The sequence below is a fragment of the Pseudoalteromonas sp. UG3-2 genome, assembly GCF_037120705.1.
Lineage (GTDB): Bacteria > Pseudomonadota > Gammaproteobacteria > Enterobacterales > Alteromonadaceae > Pseudoalteromonas.
The window spans coordinates 1,387,483-1,408,558 of sequence record NZ_JAWLJU010000002.1 but is presented as its reverse complement, the minus strand read 5'-3'; the positions used below and the strand labels follow the sequence as shown (position 1 = coordinate 1,408,558).

Annotated in this window: 20 protein-coding genes; 13 read left to right on the top strand and 7 right to left on the bottom strand. The window is 46.5% G+C overall.

Going from position 1 to position 21,076, the window contains the following annotated elements; genetic code table 11:
* The first annotated feature begins 55 nt into the window (after window positions 1–55).
* Together R3P39_RS09590 and R3P39_RS09585 are read left to right on the top strand one after the other, a co-directional pair.
* The gene (locus R3P39_RS09590; RefSeq protein ID WP_336567156.1) at window positions 56–703 is read left to right on the top strand and encodes a hypothetical protein; all 648 of its coding nucleotides are present in this window, start codon (window positions 56–58) and stop codon (window positions 701–703) included.
* Between the two features lie 225 nt (window positions 704–928).
* Complete coding sequence (locus tag R3P39_RS09585; protein WP_336567155.1) at window positions 929–1,108, top strand: hypothetical protein; 180 nt, start codon at window positions 929–931, stop codon at window positions 1,106–1,108.
* A gap of 24 nt (window positions 1,109–1,132) precedes the next feature.
* Here R3P39_RS09585 and R3P39_RS09580 read toward each other — a convergent pair whose 3' ends face one another.
* The 3 genes from R3P39_RS09580 to R3P39_RS09570 form a co-directional block, all read right to left on the bottom strand.
* On the bottom strand, window positions 1,133–2,161 hold the full coding sequence (locus tag R3P39_RS09580) for a metal-dependent hydrolase (RefSeq protein WP_336567154.1): 1,029 nt from the start codon (window positions 2,159–2,161) through the stop codon (window positions 1,133–1,135).
* Window positions 2,162–2,240: 79 nt separating this feature from the next.
* Window positions 2,241–2,939 carry a VC0807 family protein gene (locus R3P39_RS09575; protein WP_419147442.1) on the bottom strand — a complete coding sequence of 233 codons (699 nt, stop codon included), beginning with the start codon at window positions 2,937–2,939 and terminating at the stop codon, window positions 2,241–2,243.
* A gap of 91 nt (window positions 2,940–3,030) precedes the next feature.
* The gene (locus tag R3P39_RS09570) at window positions 3,031–4,584 is read right to left on the bottom strand and encodes a BCCT family transporter (RefSeq protein WP_442962081.1); all 1,554 of its coding nucleotides are present in this window, start codon (window positions 4,582–4,584) and stop codon (window positions 3,031–3,033) included.
* A 266-nt stretch (window positions 4,585–4,850) separates the two neighbouring features.
* On the opposite strand from R3P39_RS09570, the gene R3P39_RS09565 reads away from it, so the two are divergent.
* The 6 genes from R3P39_RS09565 (at window position 4,851) to R3P39_RS09540 (ending at window position 11,007) form a co-directional block, all read left to right on the top strand.
* The gene (locus R3P39_RS09565) at window positions 4,851–6,872 is read left to right on the top strand and encodes a S9 family peptidase (protein WP_336567152.1); all 2,022 of its coding nucleotides are present in this window, start codon (window positions 4,851–4,853) and stop codon (window positions 6,870–6,872) included.
* Window positions 6,873–7,123: 251 nt separating this feature from the next.
* Complete coding sequence (locus tag R3P39_RS09560) at window positions 7,124–7,780, top strand: cupin domain-containing protein (protein WP_336569282.1); 657 nt, start codon at window positions 7,124–7,126, stop codon at window positions 7,778–7,780.
* A gap of 96 nt (window positions 7,781–7,876) precedes the next feature.
* Window positions 7,877–8,125, top strand: coding sequence for a hypothetical protein (locus R3P39_RS09555; RefSeq protein WP_336567150.1), 249 nt, complete (start codon window positions 7,877–7,879; stop codon window positions 8,123–8,125).
* A 182-nt stretch (window positions 8,126–8,307) separates the two neighbouring features.
* Window positions 8,308–8,763, top strand: coding sequence for a hypothetical protein (locus R3P39_RS09550; protein ID WP_336567149.1), 456 nt, complete (start codon window positions 8,308–8,310; stop codon window positions 8,761–8,763).
* A 123-nt stretch (window positions 8,764–8,886) separates the two neighbouring features.
* Window positions 8,887–9,426 (top strand): SCO family protein, encoded by a 540-nt coding sequence (locus R3P39_RS09545; protein ID WP_336567148.1) that lies wholly within the window; start codon window positions 8,887–8,889, stop codon window positions 9,424–9,426.
* 12 nt (window positions 9,427–9,438) lie between these two features.
* Window positions 9,439–11,007, top strand: coding sequence for a methyl-accepting chemotaxis protein (locus R3P39_RS09540; protein WP_336567147.1), 1,569 nt, complete (start codon window positions 9,439–9,441; stop codon window positions 11,005–11,007).
* A gap of 76 nt (window positions 11,008–11,083) precedes the next feature.
* On the opposite strand, the gene R3P39_RS09535 is transcribed toward R3P39_RS09540, so the two are convergent.
* Both R3P39_RS09535 and R3P39_RS09530 read right to left on the bottom strand, forming a co-directional pair.
* Window positions 11,084–12,472, bottom strand: coding sequence for a hypothetical protein (locus R3P39_RS09535; RefSeq protein ID WP_336567146.1), 1,389 nt, complete (start codon window positions 12,470–12,472; stop codon window positions 11,084–11,086).
* 127 nt (window positions 12,473–12,599) lie between these two features.
* On the bottom strand, window positions 12,600–13,682 hold the full coding sequence (locus tag R3P39_RS09530) for an MBL fold metallo-hydrolase (protein ID WP_336567145.1): 1,083 nt from the start codon (window positions 13,680–13,682) through the stop codon (window positions 12,600–12,602).
* 135 nt (window positions 13,683–13,817) lie between these two features.
* Between R3P39_RS09530 and dctP the strand changes: the two genes are divergently transcribed.
* The 5 genes from dctP (at window position 13,818) to acuI (ending at window position 19,202) form a co-directional block, all read left to right on the top strand.
* Window positions 13,818–14,936, top strand: coding sequence for a TRAP transporter substrate-binding protein DctP (dctP, locus tag R3P39_RS09525; protein ID WP_336567144.1), 1,119 nt, complete (start codon window positions 13,818–13,820; stop codon window positions 14,934–14,936).
* A 51-nt stretch (window positions 14,937–14,987) separates the two neighbouring features.
* A complete protein-coding gene (locus R3P39_RS09520) occupies window positions 14,988–15,407 on the top strand; it encodes a GNAT family N-acetyltransferase (protein WP_336567142.1) in 420 nt (139 codons plus the stop codon).
* Window positions 15,408–15,668: 261 nt separating this feature from the next.
* Window positions 15,669–17,303: a methyl-accepting chemotaxis protein gene (locus tag R3P39_RS09515; protein WP_336567140.1), complete on the top strand. Its 1,635-nt coding sequence runs from the start codon at window positions 15,669–15,671 to the stop codon at window positions 17,301–17,303.
* A 190-nt stretch (window positions 17,304–17,493) separates the two neighbouring features.
* Complete coding sequence (acuR, locus tag R3P39_RS09510) at window positions 17,494–18,126, top strand: acrylate utilization transcriptional regulator AcuR (protein ID WP_336567139.1); 633 nt, start codon at window positions 17,494–17,496, stop codon at window positions 18,124–18,126.
* Window positions 18,127–18,212: 86 nt separating this feature from the next.
* Window positions 18,213–19,202, top strand: a complete 990-nt coding sequence (gene acuI, locus R3P39_RS09505) for an acrylyl-CoA reductase (NADPH) (RefSeq protein ID WP_336567138.1) — start codon at window positions 18,213–18,215, stop codon at window positions 19,200–19,202.
* A gap of 42 nt (window positions 19,203–19,244) precedes the next feature.
* On the opposite strand, the gene R3P39_RS09500 is transcribed toward acuI, so the two are convergent.
* Window positions 19,245–19,883, bottom strand: coding sequence for a response regulator transcription factor (locus R3P39_RS09500; protein ID WP_336567136.1), 639 nt, complete (start codon window positions 19,881–19,883; stop codon window positions 19,245–19,247).
* On the bottom strand, window positions 19,880–21,022 hold the full coding sequence (locus R3P39_RS09495) for a sensor histidine kinase (protein WP_336567134.1): 1,143 nt from the start codon (window positions 21,020–21,022) through the stop codon (window positions 19,880–19,882). Before R3P39_RS09495 ends, R3P39_RS09500 begins: the two co-directional genes overlap by 4 nt.
* Window positions 21,023–21,076 lie beyond the last annotated feature (54 nt).

The window sequence follows — 21,076 nt, the reverse complement described above, 5'->3', positions numbered from 1 at the left end:
ATTTTAGAGTGAGCTTCTATAAGATATTCGGTACATGATATTTAAAGGAAGTAAAATGAAACTGATTTTTATATTGATGGTGCTTACTGTGGCGCTGGTTGGCTGTAATAGCAAAGATAAAGAAGCGGAATGTTCAACTTCGTGCTCTTGTGACGGTACAGGAGGAGGCCCTAGCTCTTTCGATATTAATGACTTCACTCTGAGCATAGAGTCACAAAGTGAAGCAGAGCAAAGCGTGCCTTACCAAAAAGCGGTTTTTAAACTCGAAGCAGAAGTTGACTACTCAGCTTTTAATCAGCTATTTGATTTTAACTTTTCATTGATTAATAAAGCCTATGCATGCTCCCCTGCGCCAGCAGAGGCTAAAGAGAGGATCACAGGTATTAAGGTTACATCCAGTGCCGCTTTTAGTGACCAGCTTACTGCAGGGACAAGCTTAAATGAGGTGTTTGATATTGTTTACTCAGAGGCTTTAAGCCACCGTTATTATGACTCAAGTGATGGCACTAAAGATTATTATTCCATCACAGAGTTTTTTGAAAATAATGAGCCTAACCCACAAGCTAGTAAAACGATGCATCTAGTATTAAATACTGAACCACAATATAAGCTAAACCATGTCTTTTTTATTGAGATTACCTTCGATAGTGGCGAGCAATACAGCTTGCAATCACAAGAGATAAGCTTTACTGACTCGCCTTAAGCCTACCACTAGCTTTTCAAATAGATCACATAATTGGGCGAATAGCCATTAGGTGAGTTTGACTCGGTACTTAAAAGCAAAAAGTGCCGGGTCAAATGAGTATGCTTGGGTAATGTATCGCAAAGTGCTTCCGCCTATCTTAAAGTTTGGCTAAAAATAGAACAATTTGTAAGCTAACATGATAGTATTTGTTCATCTAGAGTTTAAATTACAAGGTGAGGTAGGATGTCGAATAATAAACAAAAGGGCACATGGATAGCGGTTGGCGTGGCTTTGGGGATTGTCTTTGGTGAGGCCCTGTTTGATAACGTCGGAGTTGGAATCGCGCTGGGTGCGGCCTTAGGGATTGCTTTTGCGAATGCCAAGCGAGGCTGTAAAACTAAGCAAAGTGGCTCTGAAGAGTAACCCCGTCATTATCGTGTTATGGCCTTAGTCGGGCTGTATGTCGTTTTGAAAGTTTAATTTAATGCTAGGATCGGTAATGCGCTCAAACAACTTGCTGGCGCGTGATAGCGGTGGGCGCCGTTCCAGCTGTTTAAAATCTGCAAATTTCAGGGTTTGTTGCGACTGTTTAGCAATAACAAAAGAAAACACGTAAAACCCTTCAACTCCCATTCTCAAGTCACTGAAAATTAGCTGATTATTTTCTAAATAAATGCCATATAGGCCTTTGGTGAATTGCTGCAGTAAGCGCACCCTGCGTTCGTTGCTGAGTTTATCCAGTAAGGTATTTTCAGTGGGGTAAAAGACAATGCTGACCTCTTCTGGGTTATCAAATATCGAAGCGTAAATCTCATAATGCCCCGCAGGCGTGGTTGCAACAGCGCGCCACAATAAGGTGTTGAAAGCCGAAGGCGTGCTTTCATAAGCCAAGTAAGTCATGTTATGAGCATTCATGGCGGCTTTGATTTTGTCATCGATGTACCATTTTGCGGCCACACTCCAGGCAAGATAGCCACAGGTTAACGTTAGCACGGCAGTATTGAGGCGTTGTCCCGTAGTGGGGCTTTTTATAAAAGCCAAGGCAATCACAGAGCACAACAGAGGCACTGAGTAGGCGGGATCAATAATAAAGATACTGGATATCCCAAAGGGGTAATCGGTTAAAGGCCAGAGCAATTGGGTACCGTAAACAGTAAAGGCATCGAGCAGAGCATGGGTGCTCATGATGGCAAATAAGGCGACAGTCCAGCACTTAAAAGGTACCGGCTTTGCCCACTGAAAACGCAGCAATAACCAGGCAAATAGGGGGCTCAACAACAGTTGCATGAGTAATGAATGGCTAAAGCTGCGGTGAAAGACAAAGTTTTCCACCGCACCACCAAAATCAATTAAGACATCTAGGTCGGGTAAGGTGCCAAATGCAGCACCCACCAATAGCGCTTTTCGACCCAGCCTGCTGCCAAGGGCGGCATACCCCACGGCACTGCCTAATGCTACCTGTGTAATTGAGTCCAATGTGTCTACCCTATTTGCCAATCATGCTAGTTATACTCACTTAGGTCATGAGCCGATCTTAGCCGCGCTAGGTCAGCCATTATTGTTCGTGAAACAGCTCTTCTAACTCCAGCCCAGTTAGCTTCTTGAGCGACGTGATCAGGTAGTACATGGCGATAAAAAAGATGATCATGGTTGGCACCATAATAACCGGGTAGCTTAGGGCGGTCATGCGGCCAAGTTCATTGTTATAAGCCTCAGTGCCTGCTGGGCTGACGACAATCATTTTCGCCAGTACATAGTTTAAAACGGAAGATAGGAAAAACGAACCAGCCAGAATGTTCGAGGCGACAATTTGCACTTTGCGCAGCTTTTGCGTATTGCCTTTATCTGCCAATGCCTGCTCTATTTTAGCAATGTCCATAACGGTGTCGTTAAACAGTAATGTTTTTAGCAGTGGGTATTTAGTGTACTGACTGACAATAATGGCGATGCCAATGAGGCCTGGTACTAAGGCCTCTTTGATGGCTATGTATTTAGCATCGAGCTGCAATAGGCTTATTCCGCCAGTGAGTAGCACTGAAACAATGCCTAAGCCTGAAATAAAGTTAAATTTTCCGGTATTCTTGCGCTCCCACAAACCAAACCCTAACGGAAAAGCCAGTGCGATAATGACTCCAAGAGTTGGGCCGAGATCTTCTTCACCAGAAAAGCGGGTTAGAATAACCACAGGAATAATAATGTTAAAAATCATTTGGCTAAAAAAGCCAGACTGCTTTTGATTGGTCGCTGACACCACACCCTCTTACCGAAATACTTCTAATAGTGATGAGTGTACGGCAAGCCGCTGAGCGGGGCAACTTTGAGGCAGGCCCAAAGTTGCCTATTTGTTAGCTAGTGTGGGCTTTTTGAGTTGAGCGAGTCATCACTATTCTTGGCGCATCCCAAAGCGACGGCAACAAAATAATGGAAACGGGCACCGCAGTGACCACAATAAAGGCTTGTAGCTTATCGATACCGCCAGAACCTATCACAATCAAGATGGCTGCCATTAAGCCCATGGCCACGCCCCAAAATACCCGAACTTGCACTGACGGGTGCTCGGATTTTGAGGTTGATACAGACAACACATAGGTCATGGAGTCGCCGGTGGTGGCAACAAACGTCATGGTCAGTAGCAAAAATAAAAAGGATACTAGCCCACCTAAGGGGAGCGCTTGGGTGATGGCAATTAGCGCAGCGGGTAGATTAAAGCCCTCAAAGGCCTTGGCAATGGTGTTGGGCGTTTCTAGTTCTAAGCCCAGGCCAGTGCCGCCAACAATGGTAAACCAAAACATGGTGATTAATGGCGCAACCACCGACAGCATTATAATAATCGCGCGAATAGAGCGGCCGCGAGAAATACGGGCAATAAAAATGGCCATCATAGGGCCATAGCCTAAAAACCAGCCCCAGAAGAACACTGTCCACCAACCTAACCAGCCGGCTTCATTAAATAACCCGGCATCGCCACGGTGCAGTGCCAAGGCAAAGAAATGCTCAAGGTGAGTGACAAGACCGGCAAAAAAGCTGGTGAAAATAAACGCACTGGTGCCTGCCACAATAATAAAAGCCAGTAAGCCCAGAGCTAAGTACATGTTTAAGCGACTTAAAATTTGGATGCCTTTGGTCACGCCAGATACAGCCGAAAGGACAAATAGGGCAGTGAGTACGGCAATGACTATCACTTGGGTGGTGGTGCTATCAGGAATGCCAAACAGCGCCTCGAGGCCATAGCTGACTTGCAATCCTAAAAAGCCGATGGGCCCTACGGTGCCTGCGACAACCGCGATAATGCACACCGCGTCGGTTAAAGTCGCAATGGGGCCGCTTATTGCGTGTTGTTTAAATACCGGATACAGCAGTGTTCTCGGAGCCAGCGGCAAGCCTTTTTCATAATGGTAATGCATAAACATGATGGTGGTAAGACTGCCCAGTATGGCCCAAGCCAAAAAGCCCCAATGTAAATAAGCCTGAGCTAAAGCGTATGGCACCGCTGCTTTGCTACTTGCTGCTATATGATCAAATAGCGGTGGCAAGGTTAAAAAGTGAGCCATGGGCTCTCCGGCCGCCCAAAATACGCCTCCACCTGCAAGGAGGGTACACATGATCATGGCCCCCCATTGAAAGGCGGTGAACTCGGGTTGCTCGGTATCGCCCAGTTTTCTGCCCGCTCCAGGCATAAATACAATCACAATACTGATCAAGAAAGTAGCCAGTAACAGTAATTGCCAGTACAGGCCAAAGTAGCGCGCCGACCAAGCAAAGCTGCTATCAACTAGAGCCGATAAGGTATCGAGGTCGACCACGGCAAACAGACAAAACAGAGCGATAAACCCTGCGGTGATGACAAATAACGGTTTATCTACCCCAAGTGGGTTCGAGGGTGTTGTGGTTAAATGGATAATGTTTCCTCATCAAACTTCAGTTAAGCAAAAATACTCGGTTGTTGCTTGGTATTGCGTTTACGCTACGACGTAACGGGCGAAACCGACCATTATAACTGCTGTGATGGCCATTACGCCATGGTTTTACGCCAAGCATTTGCTAACTATTTGCTGTGCGGAGAGTTATTATTTTTATTCTTGGTGTGGCTTTTATCGTTAATGAATGACATTTGCTGATATCTTTAGTATCACTTAGCTAATTTAATTTGCCCGAAAGGATTTTTATGAAAAGCTCAATAAAGCGCACCCTTGCGGCGGCTGCACTTTTACCAGCCTTGGTGCAGGCCAACAGCACGTTTACGGCCAGTGATATTTTCGACTTGGAGCACGCCAGCGATCCGCAAATCTCCCCCAGTGGCGAGCAGGTGGTGTATGTGCGCAACAGTAATGATGTAATGAAAGACAGTACGCGACGTAACTTGTGGCTGCTAGATACGCAGTCGGGCACGCAAACCCCGTTGTTTTCTGATCAGCACCAGTATTATCAACCGCGCTGGTCGCCAGATGGCAGTAAAATCGCCTTTTTAAGTTCAGCCTCTGGTAGCAGCCAAATTTACGTGCATTACCTAAAACAAAATCGCACGGCGCTGGTGAGTCAATTGCAGGCACCTATTAGTAACCTGACTTGGTCGCCGGATGGCAAATGGTTAGCGTTTAGTCAAAAAGTAGCAGAGCAACCGGCGGTGATTGCCAAGATGCCAGCTAAGCCTAAAGGGGCCCAGTGGTCAGAAGCGGCAATTGTAATTGATAAAGCCTACTACCAAGCCGATGGCCGAGGATTAGTAAAGCCAGGCTACCAGCAGATTTTTATTCTGCCAAGTGAAGGGGGGACGCCGAGACAGTTAACCAGCGGCGAATTTCACCATGGCGGTAAGCTGGCTTGGCAGCCTGATTCAAAGGCCATTGTGTTTTCAGCTAATCGCATAGCCGACTGGGAATACAAAGGCCTAGAAGGGGATTTATTTAAGGTGTCGTTGTCTGGGGAGTTAACCCAGTTAACCTCGGCGCCAGGTAAAGAGCACGCCCCTAGCTTTTCTAAAGATGGCAAAAAGCTGGCTTTCTTAAGCGCTTCAGGTGAGTTGAACCCTTATCGCAATCACAAACTCAATATTATGGATTGGTCATCAAAGTCTTACCAAATGATTGCTAAAGATTTTGATCGTTCCATTCAAAGCCCAGCTTGGATTGCTAGTAATAAGCTCGCTATTGCTTATGACGACCACGGCAAACGCAAGCTTGCGACCATTACCACCAGTGGCAAGATCACCGACTTAACCGATTCGGTGTCGGGGACGTATCTTGGTCGCCCTTACATTAGCGGCGAATTCAGTGCCAACTATGCTGGCCAAATAGCCTTTACCAAGGGCTCGAGCGAGCGTCCGGCGGATGTGGCTGTGGTGAGAAAAGACGGCAAGGTAAAACAGCTAACAACCCTCAACGAGGATTTGTTTGGCCATAAATCCTTAGGTCAGGTGCATGAGATAAACTATACCTCGTCGTTTGATGGTGAGCCCATTCAAGGCTGGTATATTACCCCACCAAACTTTGATCCCAACAAAAAGTACCCACTGTTACTGGAAATTCACGGCGGTCCACATCTAGCTTACGGCCCACACTTCTCTGCAGAATTACAGCGCTATGCGGCTGAAGGCTATGTAGTATTTTACGACAACCACCGTGGTAGTAGCTCCTACGGTGAGCGTTTTGCCATGTTATTAAAGTATAAGTACAGCTCCAAAGAAGACTTTGCCGATCATAACTCCGGAGTGGATGCCATGCTAGCCAAAGGCTTTATTGATAACAACAACCTCTTTATTGCTGGGGGCTCTGCCGGCGGCATTGCTACCGCCTACGCCATTGGTTTAACCGACCGCTTTAATGCCGCCGCGGTGGTAAAACCGGTGATCAACTGGCTCAGTAAAGTGCTTACCGCGGACAGTGGCTTAATGCAAATTCCCACCCAGTTCCCTGGCATGCCTTGGGAGCATGTTGAGCACTACTGGCAGCGCTCACCCATGTCGTTGGTAGGCAATGTTACTACGCCCACCATGCTAATGACCGGCGAAGAAGACTTACGTACGCCAATGGCCGAAACCGAGCAATATTATCAAGCACTGAAATTACGAAAAGTGGATTCGGTGTTGGTTAAAATTCCTGGCGCACCCCACGGTATTGCAGGCAAGCCATCAAGAATGATCAGTAAAATTGAGCATACTTTGGCGTGGTTTGAAAAATATAAGCAATGATTGCCACGCTGTAGCGTGCTTTTTATCGCGGCGGTTACAGGCAACTGAATTAACTTTATTTAAGTTTCTGTTGCCTTAACAATCCCCTTATCCGTTATTAACTGGACCGCGATGAGGTTAATTTGGCTCACACAGTGAAGCATCTGATGTATTCGCAATGGGGAAACTGATATAGATGCGGCAACAAGTGAGCCATTTACTAAGTTATTCAGTATGATTCATCAGTTAGCAGTAATAGATGTGGAGTGATGATGTTTAATATGGACTTTGCTGAGCGCTTAGTGATTGAAACGGCGCAGCAACCATGGCTTGCCAGTCCGGCGGCCGGTGTGTGGCGCAAGCCGCTGGAGCGTGAAAATAAAGAATCGGGGCATACTAGCAGTATTGTGAAATACGAACCTGGCTCAGCTTTTAGTTCGCATCCCCATCCGCTCGGTGAAGAGATCTTCGTTTTAGAAGGTGTATTCTCTGATGAGCATGGAGATTATCCCGCCGGTACCTACCTGCGTAATCCCCCTGGCAGTAGTCATGCACCTTTTAGTCAATCGGGCTGCGTTATTTTCGTTAAACTGAATCAATTTCACCCTGATGATAACCAAGTGGTGCGGGTTAATACCAAGCAAACGCCATGGCAAGCTGGGCAGGGTGGTCTCCAAGTGATGCCTTTGCACAGTTTTGAAGGTCAACATACCGCTCTAGTTAAATGGCCTGCAGGCGAACAGTTCGTTGCTCATAAGCATTATGGCGGTGAAGAAATTTTGGTGCTCAGTGGCGAATTTATTGACCAGTTGGGTCGCTACCCAGAAGCCACCTGGATCCGTAGCCCGCACCTGAGCGAACATTGCCCCTATGTCGAGCAAGAAACCGTGATTTTGGTGAAAGTGGGGCATTTACCTGAGTGTAAATAAGCCACGCTGAGCAATGAGCGGCGTAGTGCTTTACTTCAACCAAGCGATGATAACTGCTATTCTACGCGCCTTAAAATTTTACTTAGGTAGAGCAACATGATTAATGACAACGACGTGATCGCTACTCTGGAGGAATTAGAATCATTTTTGATTTTAGTCGACAATGGTGGATTGGGGCTACAAAACGTGGCCGGTGTGGCGTTGGCAACCAATAACAGTGATGGTCGGCCATTCGTTGCGGTGCTCGATGATAATCACCAATTGCTGTTAGGGCGTTGGGTGACAAGCGAAGTCTTCGAAAACGGTAAAGACATGGTGCGTTACGGATCAAAGAAACGCCACTAAGTAGCATCGTTTTTGGCTGGTGGAGCGCTGAAGCGCTCCCAGATCTTCCCTCTAAACTTGCCACTTTATTGTTCTGCTTCCCTATAACATTCACTGAAATATGGTGACTGTGTAATTTTTGAACGATTTGTGTTTGCGCTACGTAGAACTAAGCGGATTAAGCAACAAATCGAGGTGCAGTTATGCACTACCTTATCACTAGTACAAACTATCAAGAATTTGTCACCCTGAAAGACCAATTGGAAAACATATCTGAGGTGGATGATATTTCAGATATTTGTGGTTCGCAACAACACCCTTGGTATGCCTGGATAACACACCGAGTGGCCAATATAGCCCGAGCAGAAGTGGTATTTTTGCTGGTGCTTTATTTGATCACACTGGTGTTGAGTAGTTTATTCGATTGGTCCTTTGCCATAGGTTTTGGCTTTTTCACCCTGATGACGTTATTTTCTGTTTGGGTAAGCGGCTTGGTGGGGTGGCACATGATCCACCTTTACAGCCAATGTCAGCTGTTAACCAAAGACAAATCACACCCGCTGGCTATTTTAGTGGACATTGACAACGAAAAGCAGCAGAAAATGGAGCAAATATTGGCTAAAAATAACAGCTTTTCTGTTAACCAAATTAAAGAATAGCTCCATTCGCCAGCCCCTCATTGGGGCTGGTCTTTGACCCGCTTTTTTAGTTACCAAAGCACTGTTATTTCTTTGTCACACCATTGAAGCAAACTATACTAATAACTTAACAAGTAACATTAATTGATTGAGAGTACATTGAAGCTACCTGCTAAATACCTTGTGTCCAGTTCACTGCTAGTGCTGTTGTTTGCCATTATTTTTGCAATCCCTTTTGTGCCATTAGACTCTAATAAACCGGTTGATGTTGCGTTTTTAGAGCAAAACGGCAGTGATAAGGCTGTGGTCTTTTTTGGCTTTAGTCATTGCACCGATGTTTGCCCCACAAGCTTAGCCGTTATTAGCCATCTTATGGATAATACTGAAAATCAAGCTCGGTGGCCCCAAGTGACGTTTATTGATATTGATAGCAACAGTAGCATGGCTGCAGCCTCTCGCTATGCCAAGCAGTTTCACCCGAGTTTCAAAGGGATACATGCAAATGCTGATTTGTTAGCTAAACTCAAAGGTGATTTTGGTCTAAATATTCGCCAGCAAGGCGAGCAAATTATTCATCGCGGCCGCACCTACGTACTTAACCGTATAAACCAGCAGTGGTATTTAGTTAAATCTTATAATCCAGATACGTTTGACGCCGCGACACTTGAACGTGACCTTTATTAACAAGGAGAATATATGTTGAAGCAACTTTTTGTGTGCTACGACGAGAGCTTAGATAAAGGCCTTAAGGATGCCTTTGCTGAGGACTTTAGAGCGGCCGACAGCGTTGTGCTTAAGGTTTTGTTTGCCTACTTTGTAATTGTTTCTTTTTTAACCTCATGGCAACACGGCTATTTTACCTTAGGCATTGTGGGTGGAGGCTTAGTTTTTGGCGCCTGCTTTATGGCCTATAAGATCATGCCTGGCGCGGCACTTACTCGGGTCATTATGGCGGTGGGATTAACGGCGATGATGGCCATCAGTATCCAACAGGCCAATGGCTTAGGTGAAGGGCACTTTCTCTTTTTTGTCAATTTTACTATTTTGATCCGTTATCGCGACATTGTGCCTTTGCTGGTGCTGGTTGCCACTACGGTTGCTCATCATATTATATTTACTTACTGCCAAAGCATTGGCTTAACTGTGCTTGGCACCGACATCAATGTTTTTTCGTGGGGCTATGACACAAGTTGGGGCTTATTTGCGCCGTTGATTTATCATGTTGTTATTGCGGTGCTAGGCGCAGCTGTTGCCACCTATTATATTTGGGACGGTAACATTAAGTTCGTTACTTCAAACAGCGTTATTGGCTTGGTTCAGCGCGGTGCTAAAGGGGATTTTAGCGGTCGCATCAACATTAAAGATCAAGACGGTCTTAGCGATACAGTCAATGTGTTTTTTGACCGCATTGAGCGGGTATTCACAAACACCAGTGATACTGCCAATCAACTGACAGAGCAAGCCGGTGACGTTACTCGGGTGGCGCAACATGGGGTGAATGCTGCGCAAGAGCAACAAGCTGAAATTAATAAAATCACCACCGTAATGGAAGAGATGGCGCAGGCCATGACCGCAGTGGCTGATAATGCAGAAAGAACCTCAAGTGCGTTATTGTCGGCGGTGGAAACCAGTGACTCAGGTAGGGCCCTTGCGAGCAAATTTGAATCGACCATTAATACCTTGTCGCAGCGTGTGGATAACGCCAGCAAAGTGCTGCTAGAGCTTGAGCAGAGCAGTCAGCAAATCAATAGCATTGTGGCCACTATTCGCGGCATTTCGGAACAAACTAACTTACTTGCGCTAAATGCCGCCATTGAAGCCGCCCGTGCCGGTGAACAAGGTCGTGGTTTTGCCGTTGTTGCCGATGAAGTCAGAGTGTTATCGCAGCGCACCCACGACTCCACAGAAGAAATATCGCGGATGATCACCTCGTTGCAATCTACCTCTAATTCTGCCGTTGAAACCATGCGTCAATGCCATGAATTAACAGAAGAAAGTGTGATTGATGCCAGTAATGCCTCAAGTGGCTTTGCTGATATTGCGCAGTTAGTAAAAGAGATTAACGTTATGGCGGGTGAAATTAAAGTGGCGGCCGAAGAGCAAAAAGTGAAAACCGCAGAGATCAGTAATAACACCTTCGTGATCCAAGATGCCTCAGAGCAGCTGCTAGGCGATAATAATAAAAACAAGGAAAGCGCAGCTCGCTTAAATGACATGGCACTGCGCTTAAACGAGCAGATTAATCAGTTCAGTGCAAAAGAGTAGCGGTTGCTAGTTTGTCTGTAACTGCCTTTAAGCCATAGCAGCTGGTACGTTGTTGTATGGCTTAAAGGACGCTTGGCTAACTAGACTTGTGCTCGATGTACTCAGAATCGCTTTCCATTAGCTCGATGGCGACAATTTCAGAGCGGTTCATGGTGACCTTATAGCGCTCTAATTGTGTGCCTGACTCGGTCTTAAAGCGCATCACTAAGTTAATTTGATAGCGCCTCTCTACCGACTGCTTTGAGACTTTCTTACCCTCTAGGCTGTACAGTTTGCCCGCGCCTTTTTTCAGGTAGCGCACAAAGGAGCTCATGTTAAAGGTGATCCTTTGCTGTACTTCTTCATAACCTGGCAGAAAGGCATTCACTTGAACTTGGTTTTTACAGCTAAAATGCAACAGGTTAGCGGCCTGCTTATTTTGTTGCCGGCGCTTACTTAAAAGCTTTTTGACCTCTTCAGGCAAGTCCTTTTTGCGAATATGCTCCAGCCAAATGGTCTGACTACAAATAATGGCGTCGTTGACTGAGTTTTTAAACTTATTACGCCACTTTGGTCGGCCTCTTTGGATCAGCCGCCAAGCCCAGCGGGTGAGATCTTCTTTAAAGGTTTCCCGCAGCCCATAAATAACCCCCAGTAAGGCTATCAGGGCGACGGTGATTTCTTCGAAATTAGAGCGGGCGTTAAGCACAATGTACATGACAAATGCCATCATCACACCGGTGACAACGCCCCGAACTAGGCGTTTTAAATTAGCGCCTAAATCGATGGTGTGTTTATTTAATACCACGCCATACTCTATCAAGCGCTCCAACAATTTCATTTTATTGGTGATGCGGTTGGGATCTTCCAAGGTGACCTGTGAGTTGTAACTTTTAGCGGTGCGATGGTCGTTTTCGGCCTGGCAAAACGCCATTAAGATGGCTCGCTCATCACTGAAATCACTGGATTTAGGTCCTTGAGAGAGCAGCTTTAAAAAAGCTTGCTCGCTGTGCCAGCTAAGGTAGTTATCGGCATTTTGAAAGTACGGCTTAAGCTTATCGTCTGGGGGCGTGTAGCGCCTAAGTTTCTTTAATAAGCGCTTGGTTTCAGCTACTAATATGACCGCCGCCGGATAGAACTCCTCTGCCGACTTTAATTTTAAGGTCATTTTTATGTCGGCATCTAAGGCGATGCGGATCTGGTAACTGAATAAATTCAGGTTTACCCGGTAATCGCTTTTTTCGCCCTTACTTTGGCTAATAAAGCGACTGCGAACCAATGGCAGGTGAAGCTGCTCGGAATAAAACGCACTATGACACTTAATATTGGCATTAAAGTAGCTCGCCTCATTGAGGGTGTTGGCGTTGATCCCCATGTCGGTGGGGATGGAGAAATATAAGTCGAGCTGGTTAGTCTCTTTGGGGAGAAGTTGGTAATTTACTTTAAATGATAGGCTTTCATCTTGGCTTAATTTGGCTTTATTCACTCGGGCGCAATACTCCAGTCGTTTATTACCCTCAATTATAACAGATTGATATTATTATTGAGTACAGCAAAAAATTGGCAAGTTGAGCGCACAGCAGTGATTGTTTCTGCTGTGCTGTTTATCCGGATTATAGTGCTACCGCCTCGCCTTCATTAAGAATGTATAATGGCGTGGTTGTGTTTAATGTCTCGCGCATGTGTAGTAAGCGAAATAAGGCTGAATGGGAGCTGCGGTCGCCCATTTTCCAGCTAGCATTGCCGTAGCCCCATGGGATCATGACTTTACAGTTTAGATCCTGCGCGGCGGTTAAGGCATCTTCTGGGGTGGTGTGCACTTTACGGTACCATTTTGGCGATTCTTCACTGTAATAAGAGGCAATGGGTAGCAGGCAAATATCAATGTCGCCGTACTTAGCTTGAATATCTTTAAAATGCGGCGAGTAGCCAGTGTCACCGGCAAAAAACAGGGTTTTACCTTGTTGCTCTAATATCCAGCCACCCCAAAGGCTTGCGTTATTGTCTTCATAAATAAACGGTACCCAAATGCGGCTACTAAAGTGGTTAGCAGGGACAAAGTGCGCGGTCACTCCGGCAAAGCGTTTACTGGAGTACCAGGCCATTTCGGTGATGTTGTAACCGCCTTGGGCGAAGTGTTTGGCAAAGCCCAGTGGCACAAGGTATTGCGGCTTAGTTCCTAGAGCGGCAATATCGTCTTTATTAAAATGATCATAATGAATATGTGAGTACATCACCGCTGTGGTTTGCTTTAACTCGGCCTCTGATAAGGGGGTGGCTGGTTGGCGGTTAAAGCTATCGGCGAGATAAAACGCCCAGTTCACTGGCCAGTCAAACTGCTCAAAAACAGGATCAAAAAGAAATTGCTGGCCATCGGCGGTGTTTATTTTAAAGTAAGCGTGTCCAAGCCATTGAATGGTAAAGCCGGTATCGAGCTCTAAGGAGGGATTATTGCCAACAAAGTGGCAGTTTTCCATAGCCTCCTGGCACTGTATCTGCTCGGTTGTAGGGTAGCAGTTTTCCTCGCAGGTTACGGGGTAAGCGATTTGCTTATCATACAAGTTGCTGTATCTGTCTTCATATCCTTGAATATGACTGTGTTTGATCACCGCGTTTTCTGCTACTACCATGTTGACGGTATTTTTACTGGAACAGCCAATCAGAAAAACACTTAACAGCAACATAAGCCTGTTCATAATCGTCCTTATTTTTATTATTTATCCAGCGGATTATTACCCATTATCTAGACCTTGCCAATAGCAAGGTGAGAATTGCTTTTGACTCCACAGTTACTATAGTTAAAACACTGTGGTTATTGGGCTGTTGTAGTTATGCCACCAAACAGACGCCGTTTTCTCCAAGCTTCACTGGCACTCTACGCCGTCACTTATTTGTCTGGAGGATTGGCTAATAACTTGACTGCTAAGATATTGCATCAAGCCGAGGAGGTTGAGAAACAAAAGCAGGCCTGGCAAACGTTGCGGCTGGCCTCGCCTTACCGTATGGCTGATTTTGACTTTATTCCTCACATGCACTTGCAGCTTAAGCAGCATATTGAGTCACTCACGCAAGGTAAGGTATATGTTGAAATCTATGATAATGGCGCTCTAGGCGTTGGCCGAGCATTAATGGCTGCGGTTACTCGCGGCAGAATTGACGCGGCGCTGATCTCGGTCTCAAACTTATCTCGAGCGTTGCCACTGCTCGATATTTTAAATATTCCATTCTGGCTTAATAGCGATCAGGCGTACCTTAATCTGATCACCTCACCGACATGGCAAAAAATGGTGTTACAGCCTATTCAAACACACAGTAAGCTCACTGTGTTGTTGCAGCATGTGGTTGGGTCTCGCACCATGACTACCACCAAGCACTATAAGCGTTTAATCAACACGCCCGACGCGTTAACCGATGTGACTATGCGAGTTCCTGCTTCTCGAGTGCTAAATCACTTTTACAGTATGACAGCAGCGAATGTGGTGGGTGTGCCATGGGATAAAGCCGCGCAACTGGCTCGTAATGGCCAAATTGATGCGTTGGATCCCAGTGTTGTGGGACTTTATGCTGGCCCCGATAACCTTAAAAATGAAATTGGCCAGGTTGCCAAAATCGCCAGCGTCCCGGATGCTTGGGTGACCGTGTTAAATCAGCAGTGGTTAGCTGAGCTGCCCACTAAGCTTAAGCAACAAGTGGAAGAGGCTAGCCAACTTATCTTTAGCGCTCACTTGGCCGAGATAAAAGCACTGCAACAGCGCTGCGAAATGGGATTAAAACAAGCTGGGGCAGAAATTTATCAGCCCAGTCGCGATGAGTTGGCGTTATGGCAATCTCGTTATGGTCATCACAAGCAAGCATGGAATAGCATTAAAAGCGAATTATTAGGAAGTACCCTGGCGTTTAATCAGTTGCTTGATGCCACGCAAACCCCGAGCAAGTACTCCCTTTCCTAGCCGTTTAATACTATACTGTTTGCTGTTTTGTTTTGCCTAGGAGCACACCCTTTGCAGGTAGAAATATTATCCGACCCCGATGCTGATTTTATTGACTTTATTAGTAACAAACTCAGTGAGTTTAACTGGCAAAACTGGGAGGTTAATGAGCGTTTACCATTAGCCGCACAAGTGAAAAATGACCAAGGAGAAGTAGTGGCAGGTGCAACCGCACGTACCTTTGGGAATTGGTTGTTATTAGACCGTTTATGGGTCTGTGAAAGTCAGCGTGGAGAAGGCCTTGGCACACAGCTGCTGCAACAAGTTGAAGCCGTTGCCATTGAGCGCGGTTGTCAACGTGCGTTGCTGGATACTTTACACTTTCAAGCGCAGCCTTTTTACCAGCGTCATGGTTATGAAACACAGTGGGTGCAACAGGACTACCCAAAAACTGGGTGTCGTTACTTTATGGTGAAAGAATTAACTTCTTAAGTCTATGTTGGCTTTAGCTTTAATGGCTTTACTGTTGTTATTTCATCTTCTACCTTAGAAGAAGGTGACTGATTACTATACCACTTCAACTCGAAATTTGATTAAAAACAAAGGGGATTATTGCTAAGCAAATATACTGTCTGCTATTAAATGACCCATGAGTAGATGATTTACTTTGGCTGCTCATGAGTTTAAGGGCATTTTTAAGACATTGTTAGCTAATGGCTGCTGGAAATTTAGCACGATTATTTAGGGAAAGTGATGGAAGATTTTTTTAGACAATATGGCGTAAAAACGCGCCTATGGGCGCAAGTTATCTCTTGTTTTGCGGTGATTGCGTTAATATCGGTGTTGATGCTGAACACCTTATACGATGAGCTGAAAACCGCAAAGCAAACCAGTACCCAGAATCTGGTGGAAACAGCCCACAGTATTATTAGACATTATGGCGATCAAGCTCGAAGCGGGGCGCTAACCCAGCAGCAAGCAAAGCAACGGGCAAAAGCGGCACTAGAAGCGGTGCGTTACGCCGACAATGAATATATCTTTATTTTAACCACCGACCACACCATGGTAATGCATCCCATTAAGCCTGAGCTAAATGGCCGAAATGTCGCAAATAACCGCGACCCTAACGGTTTATACTTATTTAAAGAAATGGTGAACACTGTCGAGCGTAACGGCGAGGGCACGGTGGAGTACTTGTGGCCAAAAAGCGGCTCGAGCAAACCGGTGGGTAAAATTTCTTACGTTAAAGAGTTTGCAGCTTGGGATTGGGTCGTTGGAACTGGGGTATATGTTGATGACATTGAAGATACTTTTTGGTCTGAAGCTGCCTCTCTCATTGTGATTATATTGGTGATCGCGGTGATCACCGTGTTTGTTACAATCCAGGTCTTGAGCAGTATTATTAACCCACTTACCCGTATTGATGAAACCATTGGTCGGCTGGAGGCCACCAGTGACTTAACTTTGTGTGTTGATACCTCTGGCAAAGATGAATTAACCCATATAGCCACTGGCCTGAATAGCATGGTGTCGAGCTTTAGAGACATTGCTTTTAATACCAATGCCTCGGTAGAGCAGCTTAATGTGGCCACCGATAGCCTCGAAGGCGTTGCCAGTGACACTAAGCGCTCGATGGACAGTCAGCAGGTAGAAATAGAGCAGGCGGCAACGGCCATGAATGAAATGACCACCACAGTGACCGAAGTGGCTCATAATGTGGTTAATACCGCGAACGCCGCTAGCAAAGCCCATAACGAAGCCGGTGATGGTATGAAGCTGCTTAATACAGCCATTGAAGCGATGAATGGTCTTGCCAGTGAAGTTGAAAAAGCAGCAAATGTTATTCATCAGCTGGGTGCGGTGAGTGAAGAAATTGGCAATGTTACTACGGTGATTAATGGCATTGCTGAACAAACTAACTTGCTGGCTTTGAATGCGGCTATTGAGGCCGCACGTGCCGGTGAACAAGGCCGCGGGTTTGCTGTGGTGGCCGACGAGGTGCGTGCTTTGGCACAGCGCACCAAAGAGTCCACCGAAAGCATTCAAAAAATGATTGAGGACTTACAAAAATATTCTCATGAAGCGGTAACGGTAATGGAAGAAGGTCAAGTGTATGCCCACAGAACGGTGGAGCAGGCGCAAGATGCCGATCAAGCGCTGAAAGAAATCGTTGAAGACATTTCCATTATTAATGACATGAGTGCCCAAATCGCAACGGCCTCTGAAGAGCAGTCGGCGGTTGCAGAAGAAATCAATCGCGGCATTATTAATGTCAGTGAACACGCCACCACCACAGTGAAAGGCAGTAGCGAAATTGCCGATGCCGGCAGTGAGCTAAAAGCGCTGGCTGTGGCATTAAAACAACAAGTCTCTAAATTCAGAGTGTAGCTCAACCTTGTTCACTGTTATCCGGCAATAACTCACAGGCACTAACACCAATCCGCATTAATATTCCCTTAAATAGACCACTTAATTAAGCTAATTGGTATAAAGCCCTGACTTACTCCCCCAACCGAATAACATTGAAAGAATGTTTTTTGCTCTTTACTTTTGTAGACGACCGGTCTAATATTTTTCTATGACTGAATATTCTCCTAAACGGCGGCGCGGCCGGCCAAAAAAAGATCAAGCGGGGCACAGTGAAACCAAAGCGGCTTTACTGCGCGCGGGCATGGAAATTCTTACCGAGCGCGGTTTTTGTGCCACCGGGATCGAAGTGATCTTACGACAAGTGAATGTGCCTAAAGGATCGTTTTACCATTATTTTAAAAGCAAAGAAGACTACGGTTTAGCACTACTTGAAAGTTATAGTAACTACTTACAAACACAACTGAACCGAGCACTGCAACAATCGCATTTGTCGGGCTTAGAACGACTGCAGCAATACATGCAAAATGCTGCCCAAGCGATGCAGCGCCACCAGTTTGCGCGAGGCTGTTTGGTGGGCAACTTAAGCCAAGAAGTGGCGCAGTTGCCGCCGTCTTTTCGGCAAAAGCTTTCGGGCGTATTGGCTGATTGGCAGCAGTTGGTCACACAGTGCTTAGAGCTTGCCAAAGCGCAGCAAGAAATCGCCGCTGACAGTGATTGTGAGCAATTAGCCTATGTTTTTTGGAATGGCTGGGAAGGCGCTGTGATGCGCGCTAAGTTGGAACATTCTACTCGACCTTTAACGGCTTTTAGCGACTTTTATGTCGCTGCAATTAAGCAGTGAAGTAGCGGCTAGGTTGCTCTTTGCAAAACAACCTAACCATTTTTACATGATTTAATAGACAATCGGTCTAATTAATTGGAGAGGCTATGTTTAATGCGATCCTAATAGATAAACCAGCTGGTGAGTATCATTGTCAACTGACCACCTTGACTGAGTCAGATTTACCTCAAGGAGATGTGCTCGTTGAGGTGCTGTATTCAACCCTAAACTACAAAGATGCCTTAGCCATTACCGGAAAGTCGCCTGTGGTGCGGCAGTTTCCGATGATCCCAGGGATTGATTTTGTCGCCCGTGTGGCCGACTCGCAACACCCCGACTATCAAAGCGGCCAGCTGGTGATCTTAAATGGCTGGGGCGTGGGTGAAAAACATTGGGGAGGGTTGGCGCAAAAAGCACGAGTAAATGGCGATTGGCTAGTTCCTTTACCTCAGGCATTTTCGCCAAAAACCGCCATGGCCATTGGTACAGCAGGTTACACTGCGATGCTGTGTGTTATGGCCTTAGAGCGCCATGGTATTACACCTCAAAGTGGTCCTGTGCTTGTTACTGGAGCTGCCGGCGGGGTCGGCAGTATCGCCGTGACACTGCTTGCTAAGTTGGGTTATGAGGTGATCGCCTTAAGTGGACGTGTAGCGCAACAGCAAGACTTTTTACTTGAACTTGGCGCCTCTGAAGTCATCCCTCGCAGTGAATTAGAGGGCGCTGGCAAGCCTTTAGCAAAAGAGCGCTGGGCTGGGGTAATTGATGTGGTTGGCTCTCATGTGTTGGCCAATGCCTGTGCTAGTACCCAGTACGGTGGTGCTGTGGCCGCTTGTGGCTTGGCTGGTGGTATGGATTTTCCTGCGAGCGTGGCGCCGTTTATTCTTCGCGGTGTGAGTTTGCTGGGGGTTGATAGTGTGATGTGCCCAAGGCCACTGCGGCTTGAGGCATGGCAGCGCTTAGCGCGAGATTTGGATGTGACTAAGTTAGCGCAAATTTACCATCAAATCTCGCTCGCTGAAGTACCAGCTTTGGCCGAGCAGTTGCTGGCAGGTCAAGTCCGAGGCCGCGTCATCGTTGATGTCAATGGCGACTAGCAAACAGCGCTTGGGGGCGATACTCACGCCCTTGCGAGCAGATTAAATCAGCCTCTGCTCAATGGCCAGAAGCACGGCCTTAGTGCGATCGCGAACCCCCAGTTTAGCCAGCAAATTAGAGACATGGTTCTTAATGGTGCCCTCTGATTTGTGCAAAGCCGCAGCTATCTCTTTGTTGGAGTAGCCATTGGCCAACAGTCGTAGCACTTCAACTTCGCGATTGCTTAATGCCTCACAGTGGCTTTGCCTTTCAAGCCCTTGGCGGTTGTTGCTCACTTGTTGTAGCAAGGAGTTGGTAATGGCGGGTTGGAAGTAGGTTTCACCTTGGATGATAACCTCCATGGCCGCCACCAGAGTCTCCAGTGCAATGTCTTTGAGCACAAAGCCACGGGCACCTTTGTCTAAGCTGTCTAGCACCAACTTAGGGTCATCAAAGGTGGTCAGCATCAGGACTGGCAGTGTCGTTTTTTGCTTGGCCAGCGCCTCAAGGGTTTCTATGCCATTCATCACCGGCATATTAAGATCTAATAAGATGATATCCGCCTGTAAGGTGTCTAGCTGCTCAATGAGCGCTTGACCATTACTGTACTCCGCCACGACTTCCACTCCCGGTTGAAATGAAAGCAGGCTTTTAATGCCGTCGCGGATCAGCTTTTGGTCGTCGACCAATACGACTTTCATCGTTGCTCCTCGTCATTTGGTAAAGTAAAGGTAAGAGTGTAATGCAAAGCACCAGCCACCACCGCAAACTGAGCATCGCCGTGGTAAAGCTGGGTGCGTTCCTGCATACCTGTTAGGCCATTGCCAGGCTGAAAGTCAGCGGCGACCTTGCCATCATCATGCATTATTAAAATGATTTGCTGCTGTTGCTGGCTTATTTTAAGCCAAAAACGCGTACTTTGGCTGTGCTTTAAGCTGTTGGTAATGGCTTCTTGAATGCAAAACAGCATAGTTTGCGCCAAGGCACTATCTTGCAGCTGCCAATCATCCTCGTCTGCTAGGTGTATTTCAAGCCGAGGCACTTGTGCGAGAAATAACGCCAGTGACTGTCTGAAGTCTATGTGCTGATGATGTCTTAAGGTGTCAACGGCATCTCTGACATCGTTGAGGAGTAACTTGGCGAGTTGATGGCATTCGTCTATTTGCGATTTGGCTTTTGCATTCTCAGCGCAGGCGAGGCCTGCGACTTGCAATTTTATCGTTAAGGCGGTGAGGTGATGACCAAGTAAATCATGCAAATCTCTGGCAATTCGGGTGCGCTCAGACTGCCTCGAGAGCTCCGATAATAGGTGCTGGGTAGCTTGCAGTTGTGCGTTTTTATTTTGTAAGGCTTCTTTGGCTTGCTCTTCACCATGGTTGGCGGCTGCTAAAGACACCGAAAATAAGTGAAACGCGCCATATAAAATGGCCTCAATCCATTTTACCTGCTGTGCTTGCCAGCTCAGCAGCGCAAAAAGCAGCACTACAACCGCAACCGTGATCCAAGTTGCACGCTTAGGTGAGGTAAAATAGGCCAGCACGGCAGCCCAGATAATGGTAAGAATAACGGTAAATTCAAGCTGCAAAATGGTGATGGTGCCAATTGCTGAGAGCAGCATCATTACGAGACAACTTGCACGCACAGCCGGATTTAAACGCCTGTTGGTGGCGAACCAGTACCCGCCGACATAGCTGAGTAAAAATGGCCAATAGTGATACCACGGCAAGCTCGCTGATTGCTTTTGCATTATATAGGTAGCTAGCAGCGCTATTACTGCCCATGTGGCGATGGCCAATACATCGCGCTTATCACGGTCAGGTAAAGCTTTATTCTGCGGCATTGATGATGTACCTGTTATTGTTCTTTTTTGCAGTATGGCACAGATCCTCTGCGG

What these genes read in the sequence shown, in the direction of transcription:
- R3P39_RS09555 (WP_336567150.1), top strand. Translation starts at nt 7,877, where the DNA reads ATGATTAATGACAACGACGTGATCGCTACTCTGGAGGAATTAGAATCA.
- R3P39_RS09565 (WP_336567152.1), top strand. Translation starts at nt 4,851, where the DNA reads ATGAAAAGCTCAATAAAGCGCACCCTTGCGGCGGCTGCACTTTTACCA.
- R3P39_RS09515 (WP_336567140.1), top strand. Translation starts at nt 15,669, where the DNA reads ATGGAAGATTTTTTTAGACAATATGGCGTAAAAACGCGCCTATGGGCG.
- R3P39_RS09530 (WP_336567145.1), bottom strand. Translation starts at nt 13,682, where the DNA reads ATGAACAGGCTTATGTTGCTGTTAAGTGTTTTTCTGATTGGCTGTTCC.
- R3P39_RS09590 (WP_336567156.1), top strand. Translation starts at nt 56, where the DNA reads ATGAAACTGATTTTTATATTGATGGTGCTTACTGTGGCGCTGGTTGGC.
- dctP (WP_336567144.1), top strand. Translation starts at nt 13,818, where the DNA reads ATGCCACCAAACAGACGCCGTTTTCTCCAAGCTTCACTGGCACTCTAC.
- R3P39_RS09550 (WP_336567149.1), top strand. Translation starts at nt 8,308, where the DNA reads ATGCACTACCTTATCACTAGTACAAACTATCAAGAATTTGTCACCCTG.
- R3P39_RS09500 (WP_336567136.1), bottom strand. Translation starts at nt 19,883, where the DNA reads ATGAAAGTCGTATTGGTCGACGACCAAAAGCTGATCCGCGACGGCATT.
- acuI (WP_336567138.1), top strand. Translation starts at nt 18,213, where the DNA reads ATGTTTAATGCGATCCTAATAGATAAACCAGCTGGTGAGTATCATTGT.
- R3P39_RS09495 (WP_336567134.1), bottom strand. Translation starts at nt 21,022, where the DNA reads ATGCCGCAGAATAAAGCTTTACCTGACCGTGATAAGCGCGATGTATTG.
- acuR (WP_336567139.1), top strand. Translation starts at nt 17,494, where the DNA reads ATGACTGAATATTCTCCTAAACGGCGGCGCGGCCGGCCAAAAAAAGAT.
- R3P39_RS09585 (WP_336567155.1), top strand. Translation starts at nt 929, where the DNA reads ATGTCGAATAATAAACAAAAGGGCACATGGATAGCGGTTGGCGTGGCT.
- R3P39_RS09560 (WP_336569282.1), top strand. Translation starts at nt 7,124, where the DNA reads ATGTTTAATATGGACTTTGCTGAGCGCTTAGTGATTGAAACGGCGCAG.
- R3P39_RS09540 (WP_336567147.1), top strand. Translation starts at nt 9,439, where the DNA reads ATGTTGAAGCAACTTTTTGTGTGCTACGACGAGAGCTTAGATAAAGGC.